Origin of the sequence: Massilia eurypsychrophila, assembly GCF_002760655.1 — a bacterium.
GTDB lineage: Bacteria > Pseudomonadota > Gammaproteobacteria > Burkholderiales > Burkholderiaceae_D > JAFCUW01.
In genome coordinates, this window is sequence record NZ_PDOC01000004.1 from 87,249 (window position 1) to 107,013 (window position 19,765).

Genomic DNA, 19,765 nt, shown 5'->3' on the forward strand with positions numbered 1-19,765 from the left:
CAGCCATGCTGCGCCGGTCTGCAATCTCGTTGGCAGTTGGCATGTGCTTCGTCGGCGCGGCCTGGGCCGCCGAATCGGGCGGCTTGCGTATTAACATTACTAGCGCTACGGGCCAGCCTGTCGCCGGCGCTACGGTAAAGATCAGTTCGCCAAGCAGCCTGGTGACCAAGACCGCCGTGACCGAAGCCGATGGCTCCGTCCGCGTTGCCGGCCTCGATCCGGCGTCGGACTACAAGGTCGAAGTCGTCGCACCTGGCTACTCGACCCTCAGCGCCGCTGATGTCGTCGTCGTCAGTGGCCAGAACCTCAGCCTGAACTACCCGCTTGGCCTCGTCGGCGCTGCCGGCTCGGACGTGCAACGCGTGGTCGTGACGAGCTCGCGCCTGGCACAGGTCGATTCGACCTCGGCTACCGTCGGCACCATCCTGAACCTGGGCGTGGTCGAATCGCTGCCAACCGCCCGTACCTATCAAGGCTACCTGCAACTGGTGCCAGGCGTGAAGCCTTCGCAGTCCGGCAACCCAGCATCGAAATCGGGCGTCAACTACGCCGACATCGCCGGCGCAACCGGCACCTCGTCGGACAACGTCTACATCCTCGACGGCGTCGACGTCACCGACTCGAACACCGGTACCTTCGGTTCGAACATCAACTCCGAAATCATCCAGGAACAACAGATCCTGACCGGCGGTATTCCAGCCGAGTACGCAGGCGGCTCGGGCCTCGTGTCGAAAGTCATCACCAAGTCCGGTGGCGACGAGTTCCACGGTTCGGTCAACTACTATTTCCAGAACGACAGCCTGGTTGCCGACAACAAGCATGAGCCGGGCGCGAAATTTTCGACCTATGACGCAGCGGTCACCCTGGGCGGTCCGATCATCAAGGAAAAGCTGTGGTTCTTCGGTTCCTATCAGGTCAAAGAGCGCGACACCGACGTGGCAGACCCGAACGGCGTAGCATTGCGCACGGTCAACCGCGAAGACAAGCTCGGCTTCGGCAAGATCACCTGGCAGCCAACCGAGAACGACCGCTTGGTCGCCTCGTTCTTCAACGACCCGGCCACCATCAGCGGCTCGACCACGGCGACCACGCCGAACAACCGTGACACGCGCCAGGTGCAGGGCGGCGACAACTACAAGCTCGACTACACGCGCGACATGGACAAGCTGCGCGTGAACGTCTACGCGTTCCGCCACGAAGGTGAAGTGTCGACCTATGCGGCCGACCAGACCACCCGCAACGACATCCTGTTCCGCAATCCCGCGACGACGCCGACGACGGCAATGCGCAGCCTCGGCGGTACCGGATCGGCACTGGCATCGTCGCGCAATCGTGACGAAGTCGGCGCCAGCGGCGAGTATTTCCTCGAGACCAAAGACTGGGGCAGCCACACCTTCAAGTCCGGCTTCTCGTACTCGAAGAACGCGTACGTCGAAGACTCGCTGGTGATCGGCGCGGACAAGGCGCGCTACACGTCGATCTCGACGGCCAACGCCGGCGTCACCCTGGCCGAGCACCTCGGCACCGGCTGGGTCGGAACCCGTCAGCTCGTCGCTGCCGATCTTCCGCGTTTCACCACCGCCATCAACGCCAGCCCGAACAAGGCGTTCTTCGTCAACCTGCTCGATACCAACCGCGACGGCACCATCTCGACGCCGGAATATAACGCCTACCGGTTCACCAGCACCGCCGGCAACCCAGGCGGCCAGGTCAACAACTACCGCATCATCGAGACGCAAGCTGCGCCGTACACCGTCGAGGCGACCGGCAAGACCTTCTACTTCCAGGATACCTGGACCAACAAGAAGCTGACGGTCAACGCCGGCGTGCGTGCCGAAGAGTGGGTTCACCTCGATTCGAAAGGCGACGAATCGGCCAAGTTCAAGTGGAAGCTGGCACCACGCCTGTCGGTCGTGTATGACCCTGCCGGCGATGGCCGCAGCAAGGTCTGGGCGTTCGCCGGTCGTTACTACGATCCGGTGCGCACCAACATGTCCGACTTCGCCGGCAACCTGACCGGTCCAGTGCTCGAAGAGCAGGTCTTCCTGGGCGACCGCTGGCTGACGTTCCGCACCCGTGGCGGACCGAAGACGCCAGACGCGCTGATCTCGCCGTCGACCAAGACGCCGTTCACCGACGAGTTCATGCTCGGTTATGCGACCTCGCTGGGCAAGGATTACACCGTGTCGGCAAGCTACACCAAGCGTAAGACGCGCGACATCCTGGAAGACTACGATCTGGGTCTGTACTCGGATCCGACCCTCACCGTGGCAACCGCCGGCGAAGGCTATGCAGCGCCAGGTTCGGCTTACTACCTGCCATATTCGTACTTCGGCTACAGCGGCAAGCCGAATTCGAACTATGTGATCGGCACGCTCAAAGGCGGCAAGCGCGACTACCAGGGCGTCGAACTGAGCCTGACCAAGGCCAAGCGCGACAACTGGCAGGGTGCCGCTTCGTACACCTGGAACGACGCCAAGGGCAATACGAACTCGGATAGTAACGCTGACTTCCAGGGTGACTGGGTTGCACTCGACCCACGCGCGCCTAACGCGTACGGCCCACAGCCAGGCAACATCGAACACCAGGTCAAAGGGTACGGTTCGTACTTCTTTAACAATGGTCTCGAGGTGAGCGCAGTGTTCAACTGGAACAGCGGCCTGCTGTATAGCCGTACCCAGGCAATTTCCGGCCGTAACCTGCCGGTGATGGACGCTGCGTATGTCGATGGCGGCGTGCTCGATACGTTCATTTCGCCTAACTCGGTCGGTAGCCAGACCGGTCCGTCGTACTACACGCTCGACATGCGCCTGAAGTATGTCTACAAGTTCACCGCCAGCCAGAAGGTGGAGTTGTTCCTCGACATCTTCAACGTGCTCGACAAGCAGTCGCCAACGGCGCATCAGTCGCTGGTGGCCGGCTCGGCCTTCTACAAGTTCGGCCAGCCGAACGAATTTGTCCAGCCACGCCGCCTGTACGTCGGTGCACGCTACTCGTTCTGATCTAACTGATCCGAACAGCTTCATCGCTTAAAGCCGGCCCCGCAAGGGGCCGGCTTTTTTTCGTCGGTACGTCACCAATTAAGTGTGCGTTCGGCGCCCTGCCCATTTCGCCGCCACCCCATCACGGGTAAAATAGCCGGTTGCACCGCCCCGCCCTCCCCTTGTACTGATGGATACCCGTAATGCTGCGAATTAACGAACTGAAACTGCCACTGACCCATGAAGAAGCCGAACTGGAAGCGGCGCTGCTGGCCCGGCTCGGCATCGGCAAGGACGCGTTGCGTGGTTTCACCATCTACAAGCGCAGCTACGACGCGCGCAAGAAAAGCGCCATCGTGCTGATTTATTCGATCCATGCCGACGTTGCCGACGAGGCCGGCGTGTTGGCGCGCCTGCAGCACGACATGCACGTGATGCCGGCGCCGGACACCGACTACCGTTTTGTGGCCGGCGGCGAGCAACTGCAAGGGCACGACCGCAACGAGCGTCCGGTGGTGGTCGGCACTGGCCCGTGCGGCCTGTTCGCCGCGCTGATCCTGGCGCAGATGGGCCTGCGCCCGATCATCCTCGAGCGCGGCAAGGTGGTGCGCGAACGCACCGTCGACACCTTCGGCTTCTGGCGCAAGCGCGAACTCAATCCGGAATCGAACGTGCAGTTCGGCGAAGGCGGCGCCGGCACCTTTTCCGACGGCAAGCTGTACAGCCAGATCAAGGACCCGAAACACTACGGGCGCAAGGTGCTCACCGAGTTCGTCAAGGCCGGCGCGCCGGACGAGATCATGTACGTCAGCAAGCCGCACATCGGCACCTTCCGGCTCGTCAAGATGGTCGAGCAGATGCGCGAGAACATCATCGCGCTCGGCGGCGAATACCGCTTCTCGAGCAAGGTCGTCGACGTCGACATCGAGCGCGACGGCGACAGCGGCCAGGTGCGCGCGGTGGTGCTGGCCAGCGGCGAGCGCATCGCCACGCGCCACCTGGTGCTGGCGATCGGCCACAGCGCGCGCGACACCTTCGAGATGCTCTACGAGCGCGGCGTCTACATCGAGGCCAAGCCGTTCTCGATCGGCTTTCGGGTCGAGCACCCGCAGTCGCTGATCGACAATGCCCGCTTCGGCGCGAACGCCGGCAACAAGATCCTCGGCGCGGCCGACTACAAGCTGGTGCACCACGCCTCGAACGGGCGCTCGGTGTACAGCTTTTGCATGTGCCCGGGCGGCACGGTGGTCGCCGCCGCGTCGGAACCTGGCCGGGTGGTCACCAACGGCATGAGCCAGTATTCGCGCAACGAGCGCAACGCCAACAGCGCGATCGTGGTCGGCATCACGCCGGAGGTCGACTATCCGGGCCATCCGCTGGCCGGCATCGCGCTGCAGCGCCGCCTCGAGGAAGGCGCGTTCGCGCTGGGCGGCGGCAACTACGACGCGCCGGGCCAGCTGATGGGCGACTTCGTCAACGGCCGCGCCTCCAGCGCGCTGGGCGCGGTGCAGCCGTCGTTTACGCCGGCGGTGCATCTGACCGACCTGGCCGGCGCCCTGCCCGACTACGCCATCGTCGCCATGCGCGAGGCATTCCCGGCGTTCGACAAGCAGATCCGCGGCTTTTACCGGGCCGACGCGCTGCTGACCGGGGTCGAGACGCGCACGTCGTCGCCGATCCGCATCAAGCGGCGCGACGATGACCTGCAAAGCCTGAACACGCGCGGCCTGTTCCCGGCCGGCGAAGGCGCCGGTTACGCCGGCGGCATCCTGTCGGCGGCGGTCGACGGCATCAAGGTGGCCGAAGCGGTGGCGCTGTCGATGGCCGCCGGCGCCGGCGCCGGCGCCGGCGCGCGCCTGTAACACCGCCAGCTGGCCGGCAATGCCATAGGCGATTCAAGCGGCGCGCACGTTGTTTTTTTGCATCATTTACAAAAAGTTTAAATTTGACAGGCGGACACCCCAGATGCTTTCATCCTCCACGGAGAAAATTTCACATATTTGAAATATTCTCCGAGCTTATTTTGATACATCGCAATCTGGAGGAGTTTGAATGTTGAATGAAACAGTTCTATCGCGGTCAATCCGCGTCATGTGCGCCAGCGGCGCCATCGTGGTCGGCCTGGGCATGTCCAGCGCCGTGATGGCCCAGCAGGCAGCCGACAGCGCGCCAATGCAGCGCGTCGAGATCACCGGTTCGGCCATCAAGCGCATCGATGCCGAAACCGCCGTGCCGATCACCGTGATCAAGATGGAAGACCTGAAAAAACAGGGCGTCACCACCATCGAACAGGTCATGGGCAACCTGACCGTGTCGCAATCGTCGCAGGGCACCAGCCAGGTCGTCGGCCTCGGTACCGGCGGCGCATCCTACGCCGACCTGCGCGGCATTGGCGCCAACAAGACGCTGGTGTTGCTGAACGGCCGCCGCCTGGCCAACAATGCATTCGACAGCTCCTCGCCCGACCTGAACATGATCCCATTCGCCGCGCTCGAGCGCGTCGAAGTGCTGCGTGACGGCGCCTCGGCCCTGTACGGCAGCGACGCCGTCGGCGGCGTGATCAACTTCATCACCAAAAAAGACTTCCGTGGCGGCACCGCGTCGGTCGGCGTCGATTCGCCGCAGCATCCAGGCGGCAAATCGAAGAGCGCCAACTTCGGCTTCGGCTTCGGCGACCTCGACACCGACGGCTACAACATCTTCGGCGTCATCGATCACCAGGAACAGCAGGCCATCACCGGCACCCAGCGCGATTTCAACCGTCGCTACCCGGGCGGCCTGTCGCCAACGACCAGCCCTGCGAACTACTTCCAGGACGACAAGAGCGGCAACCCGGCAGCACCGGGTTGCACCAGCGCGCCGAACCTGATCCCAAGCTCGGACCGCACCAGCTGCCAGATGACGACGTCGAGCTTTGTCGACTACGTCCCGCGCAGCCAGCGTGATTCGGCACTGGTCAAGGGCACGTTCAAGCTCAACGCCGACCACCAGCTGAGCCTCGAGGCACTGAAGACCCAGAGCACCGTGCGCAGCCAGATCGCCCCGGTACCATACGGTGGCCTGCGCCAGAACCGCACCCGCCTGGACGGTTCGCTGAACCCGTTTTACCCTGGTAACCCAGGCGCGGTCACCCCGAACATCCCGCTGAGCCCGACCTTTACCGGCAACACCGGCACCCTGCCGGCCGGCGCCAAGCCTGGCTTCATCAACGTCAAGTGGCGCGACCTGCCAAACGGCCCGCGCGCCGACGAAAACATCAACGACCAGCAGCGCTTCGTCGCCTCGCTGTCCGGTGTGATCGCAGGCTGGGACTACGAGGCTGCCCTGACCTACAATGAAAACAAGGTCAAGGAAAACCTGAAGGGTTACAGCGACGGCGGCATGATCACCGCTGGCGTACTGAACGGCATCATCAATCCGTTCGGCGAGCAGACCGCCGCCGGCACCGCGCTGATCAACGCCGCGGCGCTGGACGGCACCGTGCGTACCGCCAAGGGCAAGACCACTGGCGCCGATGCACACGCCAGCCGCGAGCTGGGCGACTGGATGGGCGCAGGCCGCAAGGCAGCGCTGGCAGTTGGCGCGCAGTACTCGAAAGAGCAGTTCCTCAGCGTCGCGGAAAAAGAGTACGCATCGAAGGTCGTCGCCAGTACCGGTATCGATCCTGAGTCGCGCGACGAAGGAACCCGCAAGGTCTACGCCGCGTATGCCGAGCTCAACGTTCCATTGCTGAGCACGCTCGACGTCACCGCCGCCATCCGTTACGACAAGTACAGCGACTTCGGCAGCTCGACCAATCCAAAGTTCGGCTTCCGCTTCCAGCCGACCAAGACTGTGCTGCTGCGCGGTTCGTACTCGACCGGCTTCCGTGCGCCGTCGCTGTATGAAATCAACGCCGCCCAGACGTACACCAATACGTCGCAGCGCAATGATCCGGTCAACTGCCCAGGCGGCAAAGCCATCCCAGGCAAGCCGACCGCGGCGAACTGCAACCAGCAGTTCCAGGCTCTGTACGGCGGCAACAAGAACCTCGACCCGGAAACGTCGAAGAACGCCACCATCGGCCTGATGATCGAGCCGGTCAAGGACCTGAACATCGGCATCGACCTGTGGGCGATCCAGCTCAAGGATTCGATCGGCAGCATCAGCGAAGACGACGTGTTCGACAACCCTGGCCTGTATCCAGGGGTGTACAAGCGCACCGCTGCCGGCAACCTGGCCACCGACGGTTCGCAGTGCCCGGACCCGGTCACTTGCGGCTACGTTGACCTGCGCAACCTGAACCTGGGCGGCGTCAACACCAACGGTATCGACCTGAGCCTGGCGTACAAGATGCGCGTCGGCAGCATCGGCAACTTTGCGCTGAACTCGACCAACACCTATGTGCGCAAGTACGAGTACCAGAACTCCGAAGGCGGAGTCTGGAACCAGAACGTCGGCATCTTCTCCGGCGCCGGTCCAGTGTTCCGCTGGCAGAACACCACTTCGATCAACTGGTCGAAGGGTTCGCTGTCGGCAGGCCTGACCGGCCGCTACAAGACCGGTTACCTCGATCAGGATGAAGAGACCCGTGTCGCTTCGTACACCACGTTCGACGCGTTCGCTGCCTACGCCATGCCGAAGGGCTTTGGCCTGACCGTCGGCGTGCGCAACCTGGCCGACCGCGCTCCGCCGCTGTCGTACCAGACCAACACGTTCCAGGCTGGTTTCGATCCACGCTACACCGATCCAATCGGCCGTACCTACTACGTACGCGGCACGTACAACTTCTAAGTTGTAACGGCGTGAAAAAGCCCGGGAAGAACATCTCCCGGGCTTTTTTTCGTCCCGCGTTTCGGCGCTACAGCCAGCCCGACTTCCTGAAGCGCCAGTACAGATAGCCGGCCACGCTGAACATCGACGCCAGCGCCACCGGGTAGCCATACTTCCACTCGAGCTCCGGCATGAACTTGAAGTTCATGCCCCACAGGCCGGCAAACGCGGTAAACACGGCGAAGATCGCCGCCCATGCCGCCAGCCGCTTGTTGACTTCACTCTCGTCGATCGCCACCATCGACAGGTTCACCTGGATCGCCGTGCTGATGGTGTCGCGGATGGTGTCGACGGTGCCGGCGATGCGGTACAGGTGGTCGTGGACGTCGCGAAAGTACTCCTGGGTGTCGAGCGCCAGTGCCGGCACGCGCCCGCCGTACAGGCGGCCGACGCCTTCCATCAGCGGCATCACCGAGTGGCGCAGCATCAGCACCTTGCTCTTGAGTTCATACAGGCGCTCGATGTTGGCGCGCTGCGAGCCGCGGATGAAGATGCGGTCCTCGATCTTTTCCAGTTCCGATTCGAGCAGGTCGACTACCGGGAAGTAGCGGTCGACCACCGCGTCCATCAGCGCGTACAGCACGAACGCCGAGCCTTGCGCCAGCAGGTGCGGTTCGCGCTCGGCGCGCGCGCGCACGCCGAGAAAGCCTTCCGAGGCATTGCGGCGCGATGACAGCACGTAGTTCGGCCCGACGAACACGTCGACCTCGCCGACTGTCATCTCGTCGCCCACCAGCTCGACCGTCTGCAGCACGGCAAACAGCGAGTCGCCGTACTCCTCGACCTTGGGGCGCTGGTTGCCGCGCGTGGCGTCTTCGACGGCCAGCTCGTGCAGGCAGAATTCATCCTTCATCCGCGCCAGCTCGGCCGGATCGGGGTCGCGCAGCGAGACCCAGACGAAGTAGCCTGGCCTGGCCAGGTACTCGCTGATCTCTTCGACCGGAATGTCGGCCAGTTTTTTGCCTTCCTGGTAGGCGACGCAGTTAATCAACATGACGATCCAATATAGACGGGGCACATGCCGCCGAGGCAGAGCTTACTATATTGGCGCGCCTGTGACGCTCGCCGCCGCGCTATTCGTCCTTGGCGCCGTCGATTCCCAGCTCGGCGATCTTGCGGGTGATCGTGTTGCGGCCGATCCCGAGGCGCACGGCGGCGTCGTTCTTGCGTCCGTGCGTGTGCCTGAGCGCCGTCTTGATCAGCGCCGACTCGAACTGGCGTCCCAGCACATCCATCACCTCCGACTGGCCGGCGTTGAGCATGCCGGCCGCCTGCAGTTCGAGCAGTCCGATCCAGCTATCGGCGCTGCCGGCGGCGGCCGGCGCGGCGGCGCGCGGCCAGGTATGCGGGTCGGCCGACACTGTAGAGGGCGGCGGCGCGCCGGCCTCGGCTGCGCCGTCCTGGCTCTGGGTCAGTTCCAGCGGCAGGTCCTTGATGTCGACGGTCTGGCCGGGCGCCATCACGGTGATCCAGTTGCACAGGTTTTCGAGCTGGCGCACATTGCCCGGCAGGTCGAGCCCGGACAGGAAGTGCAGCGCCCCTTCGCTCATGCGCTTGGCCTCGACGCCGAGCTGGCGGGCGCTTTGCACCAGGAAGTGGCGCACCAAAAGCGGGATATCCTCGCGCCGCTCCCGCAAACTGGGCAGGCGCAGCCGGATCACGTTGAGGCGGTGGTACAGGTCTTCGCGAAACAGGCCGTCGCGCACCCGCTGTTCCAGGTTCTGGTGGGTGGCGGTGATGACGCGCACGTTCGCCTTGAGCGGCTGATGGCCGCCGACGCGGTAGAAGTGGCCGTCCGACAGCACCCGCAGCAGGCGCGTTTGCAGATCGAACGGCATGTCGCCGATCTCGTCGAGAAACAGCGTGCCGTTTTCGGCCTGCTCGAAGCGGCCGCGCCGGGTGGTCTGGGCGCCGGTGAAGGCGCCGCGCTCGTGGCCGAACAGTTCGGACTCGAGCAGGTCTTTCGGGATCGCCGCGGTGTTGAGCGCGATGAACGGCTGCTGCGCGCGCGGGCTGTGCTTGTGCAGCGCGCGGGCGACGAGCTCCTTGCCGGTGCCCGATTCGCCCGTGATGAGCACCGTCACGTTCGACTGCGACAAGCGGCCGATCGCGCGAAACACCTCTTGCATGGCCGGCGCCTGGCCGAGGATTTCCGGCGTCTCGGCCGGGCCCGACTCGACGCTGGTCTCGCGCAGGCTCTCTTCCAGCGCGCGGCGAATCAGCTCGACCGCCTTGTCGATGTCGAACGGCTTGGCCAGGTACTCGAAAGCGCCGCCCTGGAATGCGGCGACGGCCGAATCGAGGTCGGAAAAGGCGGTGATGATGATGACCGGCAGGCCGGGGTAGCGCTGCTTGACCGCCTGCAGCAGGTCGAGGCCAGATTCGCCCGGCATGCGGATGTCCGACACCAGCACTTGCGGCGTCTCGGTCTCGAGGGCGGCCATGGCGTCGCGCGCGTTGGAAAAGCTGCGGGTAGCCAGGTTTTCGCGCGCCAGCGCCTTCTCCAGTACCCAGCGGATGGAGGCGTCGTCGTCGACAATCCAGATTGGTTTCATGTATTCGCGTGTCCCGCACTATTGGTGTTCAATCGGTGGGATCCGTCCCCGCCCCCGAGCACCCGCTTATGGCAGGGGCAGCAGGATGCGGAAGTCCGTCAATCCAGGCCGGCTCTCGCATTCGATCACGCCCAGGTGCTGTTGCACGAAGGTTTGCGCCAATGTCAGCCCCAGCCCGCTGCCGCCGTCCCTGCCCGACACCAGCGGGTAGAAGATACGATCGCGGATCTGCGGCGAGATGCCCGGTCCATTGTCGATGATATGCAAGTCTAATGCCAGCCCGTAGCGGACCTTGGCCAGGGTGACCTGGCGCGCCACCCTGGTGCGCAAAACCAGCTCGGCGTCGCCGGCGGCGATGCGCTCGCGCAGCGCCTGGGCGGCGTTGCGGGCGATGTTGAGCACCGTCTGGATCAGTTGCTCCTTGTCACCCCTGAACTCGGGAATCGAGGCGTCGTAGTCGCGCCGGATCGACAGCCCGGTGGGAAATTCTGCCACCATCAGGCTGCGCACCCGCTCGCACACCTCGTGGATGTTGACGTCGCCGACGATGTGCGGGCGCCGGTGCGGCGCCAGCAGGCGGTCGACCAGCGTTTGCAGCCGGTCCGCTTCCTTGATGATGACCTGGGTGTACTCGCGCAGCCCATTGAGGTGCTTTTCCGGCAGCTCCAGTTCAAGCAGCTGGGCGGCGCCGCGGATGCCGCCCAGCGGATTCTTGATTTCGTGCGCCAGGTTGCGGATCAGTTCCTTGTTGACCTGGCTCTGGTCGAGCATGCGCTCTTCGCGGTCAAGCTTGAGCTGCTGGACGTTTTCGCGCAGCTCGACGATGACGCCGCCGTCGCCGGTGACGCTGACGATGCTGTGCACGTGCAGCGCGTCGCGCCCGCTGCGCTCGAGCGCGAGGTCCTGGCGCAGGTCGGCGTATTCGTGCGCCAGCGCCTGCGCGCACAGGTTGGCCAGTTCGTCGCCGTTGAGGAACAGCGCGGCGATCTGCATGCGCGCCAGCGCGCGCGCGGAAATTTCGAGCAGGTGTTCGGCGGCCGCGTTGGCATAGCGGATCTGGCCGTCGGCGCCGACCAGCAGCACGGCCGACGCCAGCAGGTCGAGCCCCGCCAGCGCCGTATCGGCGGCGGGTCGGGCGGGCGGGCCGGCGGGCCGGTTCATCGGATGTTCGCGATCTCGCGCTTGAGGGCGTCGAGGTTCTTTTCGGCGCGGCCGACACTGTCGCGCAGCTGCGCCACGCGTTCGAGGTACTTGGCGTAGTTCTTCTCGTTGCCCTGGCGTTCAGGCTCGCCGTTGTTGAATTCGCGCCGTAGTTCGGCCAGCTTCTTTTCTTCGCTGCGCAGTTCCTCGTTGAGGATCTCGCGGCGGTCGTCGTCGCGCGCCTTCTGCTGGTAGGTGCTCACGCGCGGGAACTCGGCCGGCGTGGCGGCCGGCGCGGCGCTGCTGCGCGGAGTCGCCGCTGTGGCTGCGCGGCGCGGCGGCGCGGCGACCGGGCCGCTGGCGCCGGTCGATGGCAAGTCGAGCGCCTTGCAGCCCGGCTTGAGGGTGTCGGTGTAGAGCACGTGGCCGCCTTCGTCGACGCATTTGTACATCACCTGGCCGTGCGCGATGCCGCTCACCGCCAGCGAAGCGATGGCGACTGCGCCGGCTCGTCCGAAAGACCTCTTTATCATAAACATCAGCATTGGTGCGCGGCGGTGCGCGCGGTTATTGGGTTCAGCCCGAATATACAACATCCGAAAAAAAACGCGGTGAAAGCCGTGGCTTTCCCCGCGTTTTTTACACAGCATTTACACTTTCGATATCGGCACTACAAGAGCTGCTGACATCGGCATAACACTGTTGGCGTTTCGCTTACAGCGAGTAGTACATGTCGAATTCGACCGGGTGCGTGGTCATGCGCATGCGCTGCACGTCCTGCATTTTCAGTTCGATGTAAGCGTCGATCATGCTGTCGCTGAACACGCCGCCGCGGGTCAGGAACTCGCGGTCCTTGTCGAGGTTCTCGAGTGCTTCTTCCAGCGATGCGCACACCGTCGGGATCAGCGCGTCTTCTTCCGGCGGCAGGTGGTACAGGTCTTTCGATGCCGCCTCGCCCGGGTGGATCTTGTTGGCGATGCCGTCCAGGCCGGCCATCAGCAGCGCGGCGAAGCACAGGTAGACGTTCGCCAGTGGATCGGGGAAGCGCGTCTCGATGCGGCGACCCTTCGGGTTGGCCACGTGCGGGATGCGGATCGATGCCGAGCGGTTGCGGGCCGAGTAGGCCAGCTTGACCGGCGCTTCGTAGCCAGGCACCAGGCGCTTGTACGAGTTGGTGCCAGGGTTGGTGATCGCGTTGAGCGCCTTGGCGTGCTTGATGATGCCGCCGATGTAGAACAGCGCGGTGTCCGACAGGCCGGCATAGCCGTCGCCGGCGAACAGGTTCTTGCCGTCCTTCCAGATCGACTGGTGCACGTGCATGCCCGAGCCGTTGTCGCCGACGATCGGCTTCGGCATGAAGGTGGCGGTCTTGCCGTAGCTGTGGGCGACGTTCCAGACGACGTACTTCAGGTTCTGGGTCCAGTCGGCGCGCTCGACCAGGGTCGAGAAGCGGGTGCCGATTTCGTTCTGGCCAGCGCCGGCCACTTCGTGGTGGTGCACTTCGACCGGGATGCCCATCGCTTCGAGGATAAGGCACATCTCCGAACGCATGTCCTGGAACGAGTCGACCGGCGGGACCGGGAAGTAGCCGCCCTTGACGGTCGGACGGTGGCCATGGTTGCCGCCTTCGGTCTTGGCGTCGGTGGCCCACGAGGACTCGTCCGAATCGATCTTGACGAAGCAGCCGGACATGTCGATTTTCCAGCGGACCGAATCGAAGATGAAGAATTCCGGCTCCGGGCCGAAGTAGGCGGTGTCGCCCTGGCCGGACGACTTCAGGTAGGCTTCGGCGCGCTTGGCGATCGAACGCGGATCGCGGTCGTAGCCCTTGCCGTCGGATGGCTCGATGACGTCGCACTGCATGAACAGCGTGGTCTCTTCCATGAACGGGTCGATGTTGGCGGTCGACGGATCCGGCATCAGGATCATGTCGGACGCTTCGATGCCCTTCCAGCCAGCGATCGACGAACCGTCGAAGGCGTGACCCGACTCGAACTTGTCGAGATCGAAGTGGGAGATAGGTACGGTGACGTGCTGCTCCTTGCCACGGGTATCGGCAAAGCGGAAATCAACGAATTTGACTTCGTTGTCTTTTGCCATCTTCAGCACTTCTGCGGCGGTCTTTGCCATTCAAAATCTCCTAGATAAAAAGGGGGGAGCGCGCGCTCATGGGCGTACGCAAACTCACAGGAATCATAGCAGAAACCATGCCAGCCATTAATTCCAACGCTAAAGTCCAGTTTAGTGCGGGACTTGCTAAGGAAGGTAGGAAAATCGCCAGCGGCGCACGGAATCTGCCGGTCCACGCACCGCCGTGGAGCACCAATATGGTGCGTTGGCAGAAAAATGCACCAAGGCGGCACAATGCGCCCCAAAAGCGAGAGCCGCTGCGCGCGCCGTTCGGCCACGGCGATGTGGCCCTATAATGGACAATCTGCCAACCCAAGGAAAACTGCCATGAGCGCCGCCGACCACATCCTTGCCACCGCCCGCCAGCGCGGCGCCGACCAACCGTACGCCGGCGCGGTGACGCCGCAGGAGGCGTTCGCGCTGCTGCAGTCGGACCCCAGCGCCAAGCTGGTCGACGTGCGCACCAACGCCGAGCGTTACTGGGTCGGCCAGGTCGCCATCGCACCGGGCCAGCACGCCGCCGTCGAATGGAGCAGCTGGCCGAGCGGCGTGGTCAACCCGCAGTTCGTCGAGCAACTGGGCGAAGTAGCGGGCAAAAACGACCTGCTGCTGTTTTTGTGCCGCTCCGGCGTGCGCTCGCGCCATGCGGCCAAGCTGGCCACCGATCACGGCTTCACCAACGCGTTCGACATCCTCGAAGGCTTCGAAGGCGGCAAGGACAGCGACGGCCACCGCAAGCAGGTCGAAGGCTGGTGCAAGGTTGGCCTGCCGTGGATCGGCGGCTAGCGCGCCGCGGCCGCCGTTTTCAGCGTCAGCAGTACCCGCTGGCGCACGAAGTTGATGTGGCTGCGCAGGCCGTACAGGTTATCGGCGAATGCCAGCGGGATCGACATGTGGTTGACGCGCGCCTCGATGTCGTCGAGGCGTTTTAGCAGCTCGTCGCAGACCTGCTCGCGCCCGTCCGCGGCGCCCTCCTCGAGCTCCTGTTCGATCGTGCGCAGCTGGCCGTACCAGCGGTAGATGCGCGACTTGATGCGCCACACGTACAGCGGCGGCACCACTTTCGAAAACGGGATGATCAGCGCGGCCAGCGCGACCACCACCACCCACAGCCGGTCGAACAGGTTGGCGACCCAGAACGGCATGTAGCGCTGCAGCAGCGGCGCTCCGTCCTTGTAGAACTTGGCCGCCTCGCGCGCGACCGGGATCTCGGTGTAGCGCGCCGACGGGAACTGGCCCTGCTGCTGGAACCAGCCGGCGCCGCCGTGGATCTCGGTGGCCGCCTGCACCAGCAGTTCGATCAGCGCCGGGTGCAGGTTGGCGCGCGCCACCAGCGTGGCGGTGGGCGCAATCAGGTGGTAGTCCTGCGGCGGCAGGTCGCGCCCGAGGTCGACGATCCCGCGCGGCAGCACCACGTGCGACAGGAACGGCAGGCGCCGCGCGTAGGCTTCGGCCTGGTCGAAGTTGAACAGCCGGATGCCGGGCGTTTGCAGCAGCATCTGCACCAGCAGCGCGTCCGGCCCGGACGAGAACACCAGCGCGTCGATGCGCCCTTCGAGCAGTTCCACGGTGGCCGGCGTATTCTCCAGCGCGCCGATGGCCAGGTCGGCCGGCTCGACGCCATTCAAGGCCAGCACCTGGCGAAACAGCTTGGGGATGCCGGTGCCTTCCGGACCGAGGTTGATGCGCAGGCCCTTGAGCTGGCCAAGCTGGGTGACGGCGACCGGTTCGCGCATGAACAGCCAGACCGGTTCGGTGAACAGGCTGCCGAGCGACACCAGGCCCTTGCGCTGGGCGGCCGCTTCGTCGGTCGAGCCGCTCTGGACGAATGCGGCGTCGACCTTGCCCTCGTTGAGTTGCTGCAGGTTCTGCTGCGAGCCGAGCGAGCGCACCAGTTCGGCCTTGATGCCATCCTTGGCCAGCGCCGCCGCGTACTTGGTGCCGAATTGTTCGTAGGCGCTGTTTTCCTGGCCGGTGGCCAGGCGCATGTGGCGCGGCGGGGCCGGGTCGACGATGACGTAGGCCAGCGCGCACAAGGCGCCGATCAGCAGGATGGTGGGGCCAGCGGTGGCGACCAGGTCGCGAAACGAGAACTGGGAGAACTTGCGGATACGGGACATCACTTGGCGCATGGGTTTCATGGGTGGCTACGATGCCAACAATTGACCCAATATGCAAGTGCCGCGTCCGTGGCCTGCCCCCGCTGGGTCAGACCGGTGCAGATGCAGGCCCTGATCGGACGTCAGAACAGCACTTGCGGACGTGGCGCTTCCTGCTTTGGCTTTGGCTGGACGGGCTTGACGGGCTTGACGGGCTTGGCGGCGTCCGCGGCAGGCGCCTTGGCTGCCGCTTTCGGCTTGTCGGCGGCGGCATCGCCAGCTTTTGGCGTGGCCGGCTTGGCGACAGCAGCCTTGGCGACAACAGCCTTTTCGGCGACCGGCTTGGCCGCGGCCGGCCTGGCGACGACTGGCTTGGCGGCGACTGGCTTGACGACTGCCTCGCCCTCGCCCGCAGGTTTGGCGACGGCGTCCTTGACGACGGCCGGCTTGACGACGGCGCCAGGGGCGGCATCGGCTTCTGCCTTGGCGACCTTCGCAGCGGCGCCAGCGGCGGCCGCAGCCTCAGCGGCAGCCTTCTGCTTGGCCGCCGCCTCCGGATCGATCATCGGCATCAAGGTCGGCGCCAGCACCGTCAGCAGCTGCACCGGCAAGGCGCTGGTGAAGTCGTAGTTCTCGGAGTCCGGACCATGCACGTAGGCGGTCATGCTGCCGAAGAAGCGCTCGCCGATGTTGAAGACGAAGGTGGCCGACCGGTTGACGAAGCGCGATTCGATCAGGCGCCCGCCGCCGCCGTAGACGTCGAAGCGCTGGTCGCCGGTACCGGTCTTGCCGCCGACTGCGATGATGCTGCCGTCGGCGGCGACGAACGCCGCCTTGACGCGCTTGGCGGTGCCGTCCGATACCACGCCGCGGATCGCTTCCGACACCGCTTGCGCCACTTCCGGCGCGATCACCTGCTCGAACTTGTCGGCCTTGGCATGCTTGACCAGCGTCTCGTACGGCGTGCCCTTGGCGAAGTGCAGCGAGTCGATCCGCTGCACCGGTTTGCGCATGCCGTTGTTGACGATGATGCCCATCATCTCGGCCAGCGCGGCCGGCCGGTCGGCCGAGGCGCCCAGCGTGGTGGCGTACGACGGCACCAGCGAATCGAACGGGTAGCCCATGCTCTTCCACTGCGCGTGGATCTTGAGGAAGGCTTCGACTTCAATCAGGCCGGCGATGCGCTTGTCCTGCGCGTGCTTGCGGTGGGTGTTGAACAGCCACGAGTACACGTCCTGGCGCTCCTTGACGCTGGCGTCGGCGACCTGCTTCCAGCCGGCGTCCTTGTTGCTGCGCAGGTAGCCGACCACCCACAGTTCCAGCGGATGGAGCGATGAGACGTAACCGCGGTCCGACAGCGACATCGCCGCCGGTGCGTACGTTTCGTACATGCGGGCGATGCGGTCGGCCGGCACCTCGTTGGCCGACGGCAGATTGTCGTTGATGAAGGCGCCAAATTCGGCCAGCGTGCCTTGCGGCCAGACGGTGCGATGCACCGCGGCCAGGCGCGTCGGCGTCGGCCGGAAGCTTGCCAGCAGCGCCTTTTGGGCGTCGGCTGGCGTCTTGCCCTTGTACTTGCTGTAGAACTTGCCGAGGAATTCGCGCCCTTCGCGGTCGGCGAAGCGGGACAGATATTCGGCGCGGCGCGGATCGTTGGCGTCGGCCAGCAGCGCCGCCGACGAACCGGGCAGCTGGAACATGTAGTAGCGCACCACGTCGCGCATCATGCGCACGAACACCAAGTTGGTCGACTGGCGCAGCGCCTGGCGTACCGTCATGATCTTCGAGTCGTCGAGCTTGCTGAAGTTGCCGAACGTGTGCAGGCCGCCGCCGGTGAAAAAGCTCTCGCCGGGGCTGGCTGAATACTTGCGCTCGAACGCCGCTTCGAGCATCGGCGCCAGGCCGCGGTCGGCGCTGGCCTTGAGGCCCTGGAAGTATTCGACGCCCCACTGCGACATGCGGTCCTTCGGATCGAGCACCACTTTCTTCAGTTCGACCGGTGTCATTTGCGCATAGCGCTTGTGCAGCTGGTCGACGATGTCCATGTAGGTGACCAGGGTGCGCAGCTTGGCGGTCGAACCGAGATCGAGCTTGGCGCCTTCGTTGATGTCGAGCGGCTGGTCGTAGTTGTCGGTCTGGACGCGCAGGTAGTTGGCGTCGGCGCCGCGCTCGATCAGGGTGAAGCTGTAGACGACGTTGGCCGGGTCGCCGTTGCCGAGCATGCCCTTGCCGGTCAGGCCGGCGGCGGTGGCCGATTCGACGTCGCGCAGGCCGCGCAGGCGCGCCGTGACGGCCTTCTGCGCTTCGGCGTTGAGGGTGCTGGCCACCGCCAGGTCGAGGCGGTCGACGTTGTACAGGCGCGAGTCGCCCAGCAAGCCGGCCAGGTGGGTGCGCACCGCGTTCGAGGCCTTGCGGGTGGTGAAGGAATTGGCCGCCGGCGGCGCCACGCCGGTGCCCGACGCAGGGTGGAGCTTCTGGCTGGTGGCGAGGTCGCGCAGTTTCGGCGTGATGACGCCGGCCTGGGCCAGCACGCGCAGGTGGACGTTGGTCAGTTCTTCGAGGTCGTCCGAACCGGCGCCGAGGTAGTGGGCCGGGCGACGCTGGGCGATGAACAGGCTGAGCGCCTCCTTGTAGGCGAGCGCCGCGTCAGGCGTGTCGATGGCGCCGCGCAAGGCGCGGTTCAGGTCGTCGAAGTTGCGGCCGTACCAGACCCACATGCCGTCGCCGATGCCGTTTACTTCGCCGTAGCCAAGCTTGGCCGACAGCGGCACCGTGTTGATGTAGTCGACCACGATCTGGCGCCGCGCCATGGTGGTGTCCTCGCCGTCCTGGTAGGCGCGCAGCGACGCCGACACCATCTGGCGCAGCTTGTCCGACAGCGAATTGGTGCGCCCGTCCGGCGAATGGCGGTATTTTTCGATCTGCGTGGCGAGCGTGCTGCCGCCGGCGGAGCGCTTGTCGGCGCCGGTCACCACGTGCAGCGACTTGTCGAACACGGCTTTGCTGAAGCGGTCCCATTCGACCGCCGGATTGCGTTTCGGGTAGGTCGTGTCGAGCAGCTCGCGGTTCTCGATGAACAGCAGGCTCTGGATCAAAGGCAGCGGCGTGGCGTCGAAGCCGCCGTACACGCGCTCGGGAAAGCGGGCGCTAAACAGCGGCTGCTGCTTGTCGTCGAAGATCTCGAGGCCGACCTGGGTCTTTTCGCGGTAGGTGGCGAACAGGCCCATGTCGGCCAGCTCGATCATTTTCGGCGACAGTCGCGCCTGGGAGGCGATGACGTAGTCGTGCCCCTTCAGCTTGGCCAGGTAGTCGGGCAGGTTGGCGTAGCCGAGCCGCTCGTCGTACGGGCTGTCGGACGGGAAGCGGATCGCGTTGCTCGGGCCAGGCTCGACCTTGTAACTGATCTTCCTGGCCAGGCCGGTGAAGAACTGCGCCTGCATCGACGAGGTCTGGCTTTCGCGCACCAGCCACCAGGCGAACAGCGACAGCAGCATCAGCAGCAACAGCACCAGCGCCGGCTTGATGCGGCTGCGGCGCTTGGGCGGCTTGCCATCGGGGGCGCCTTCGGCCGGCTGCTCCGGCGGCTCGGTTACCAGCGACAGGTGGGTTGGCGCGGAGCGCAGTTCGGCGGCCTGCTGGTCCTGCAGTTCGTGTTGCAGTTCCTGCTCGAGCACGGGCGCGGCGGCGGTGGCGGCGGCGCCGCGCGAGCGGCCCAGGTTGATCGATGCGGCGCGTGCACGCAGCGCGCGAACTGCACTCGCAACGCTGTAGTTCCGCCCTGCTTGGCTATTACTTTCCATGATGGCTCAACCGGTATGAATCAATCGTCAGCGCCCTGCGTCCCGACCATCGCCATCCATGCATGGGTCGTTGCAACGGAGCGAGGCCGTTTCGTGTTTCGCGAATAACAACCAAAATCCCACTCCAGAACCTGGCCATCGCATGCTTACCATTCCACCACATCAATGCCTCCACGACGTAGCACTGATCGACAAATTGTCGCCCGGCCGATTGTTTTCGCAAAAAAACAACGGCTCAGTCCGCTAGT

General features: G+C 64.8%; 12 protein-coding genes. 5 read left to right on the forward strand and 7 right to left on the reverse strand.

Annotated elements, in window-relative coordinates; translation table 11 throughout:
* The first annotated feature begins 5 nt into the window (after window positions 1–5).
* The 3 genes from CR105_RS08395 (at window position 6) to CR105_RS08405 (ending at window position 7,754) form a co-directional block, all read left to right on the forward strand.
* On the forward strand, window positions 6–3,002 hold the full coding sequence (locus CR105_RS08395) for a TonB-dependent receptor (protein WP_099787999.1): 2,997 nt from the start codon (window positions 6–8) through the stop codon (window positions 3,000–3,002).
* Between the two features lie 182 nt (window positions 3,003–3,184).
* A complete protein-coding gene (locus tag CR105_RS08400) occupies window positions 3,185–4,843 on the forward strand; it encodes an NAD(P)/FAD-dependent oxidoreductase (protein WP_099788000.1) in 1,659 nt (552 codons plus the stop codon).
* Between the two features lie 190 nt (window positions 4,844–5,033).
* The gene (locus CR105_RS08405) at window positions 5,034–7,754 is read left to right on the forward strand and encodes a TonB-dependent receptor (protein ID WP_099788001.1); all 2,721 of its coding nucleotides are present in this window, start codon (window positions 5,034–5,036) and stop codon (window positions 7,752–7,754) included.
* A gap of 67 nt (window positions 7,755–7,821) precedes the next feature.
* Here CR105_RS08405 and corA read toward each other — a convergent pair whose 3' ends face one another.
* The 5 genes from corA to glnA form a co-directional block, all read right to left on the reverse strand.
* On the reverse strand, window positions 7,822–8,787 hold the full coding sequence (gene corA / locus CR105_RS08410) for a magnesium/cobalt transporter CorA (RefSeq protein WP_099788002.1): 966 nt from the start codon (window positions 8,785–8,787) through the stop codon (window positions 7,822–7,824).
* Window positions 8,788–8,866: 79 nt separating this feature from the next.
* On the reverse strand, window positions 8,867–10,348 hold the full coding sequence (gene ntrC, locus CR105_RS08415) for a nitrogen regulation protein NR(I) (RefSeq protein WP_099788003.1): 1,482 nt from the start codon (window positions 10,346–10,348) through the stop codon (window positions 8,867–8,869).
* A gap of 66 nt (window positions 10,349–10,414) precedes the next feature.
* Window positions 10,415–11,509, reverse strand: coding sequence for a nitrogen regulation protein NR(II) (glnL, locus tag CR105_RS08420; protein ID WP_099788004.1), 1,095 nt, complete (start codon window positions 11,507–11,509; stop codon window positions 10,415–10,417).
* Window positions 11,506–12,021, reverse strand: coding sequence for a DUF4124 domain-containing protein (locus CR105_RS08425; RefSeq protein ID WP_099788317.1), 516 nt, complete (start codon window positions 12,019–12,021; stop codon window positions 11,506–11,508). The genes glnL and CR105_RS08425 overlap by 4 nt, the downstream gene beginning before the upstream one ends.
* 181 nt (window positions 12,022–12,202) lie before the next feature.
* Complete coding sequence (gene glnA, locus CR105_RS08430; protein WP_099788005.1) at window positions 12,203–13,618, reverse strand: type I glutamate--ammonia ligase; 1,416 nt, start codon at window positions 13,616–13,618, stop codon at window positions 12,203–12,205.
* 38 nt (window positions 13,619–13,656) lie between these two features.
* On the opposite strand from glnA, the gene CR105_RS27745 reads away from it, so the two are divergent.
* A complete protein-coding gene (locus tag CR105_RS27745; protein WP_131021662.1) occupies window positions 13,657–13,914 on the forward strand; it encodes a hypothetical protein in 258 nt (85 codons plus the stop codon).
* Between the two features lie 31 nt (window positions 13,915–13,945).
* Entirely contained in the window at window positions 13,946–14,404 is a 459-nt protein-coding gene (locus CR105_RS08435; protein WP_099788006.1) for a rhodanese-like domain-containing protein, read from the forward strand.
* Here CR105_RS08435 and CR105_RS08440 read toward each other — a convergent pair.
* A complete protein-coding gene (locus tag CR105_RS08440; RefSeq protein ID WP_099788318.1) occupies window positions 14,401–15,738 on the reverse strand; it encodes a TAXI family TRAP transporter solute-binding subunit in 1,338 nt (445 codons plus the stop codon). The two genes, CR105_RS08435 and CR105_RS08440, sit on opposite strands and share 4 nt — an antisense overlap.
* Before the next feature lie 122 nt (window positions 15,739–15,860).
* Window positions 15,861–19,517 carry a transglycosylase domain-containing protein gene (locus CR105_RS08445; protein WP_099788007.1) on the reverse strand — a complete coding sequence of 1,219 codons (3,657 nt, stop codon included), beginning with the start codon at window positions 19,515–19,517 and terminating at the stop codon, window positions 15,861–15,863.
* Window positions 19,518–19,765 lie beyond the last annotated feature (248 nt).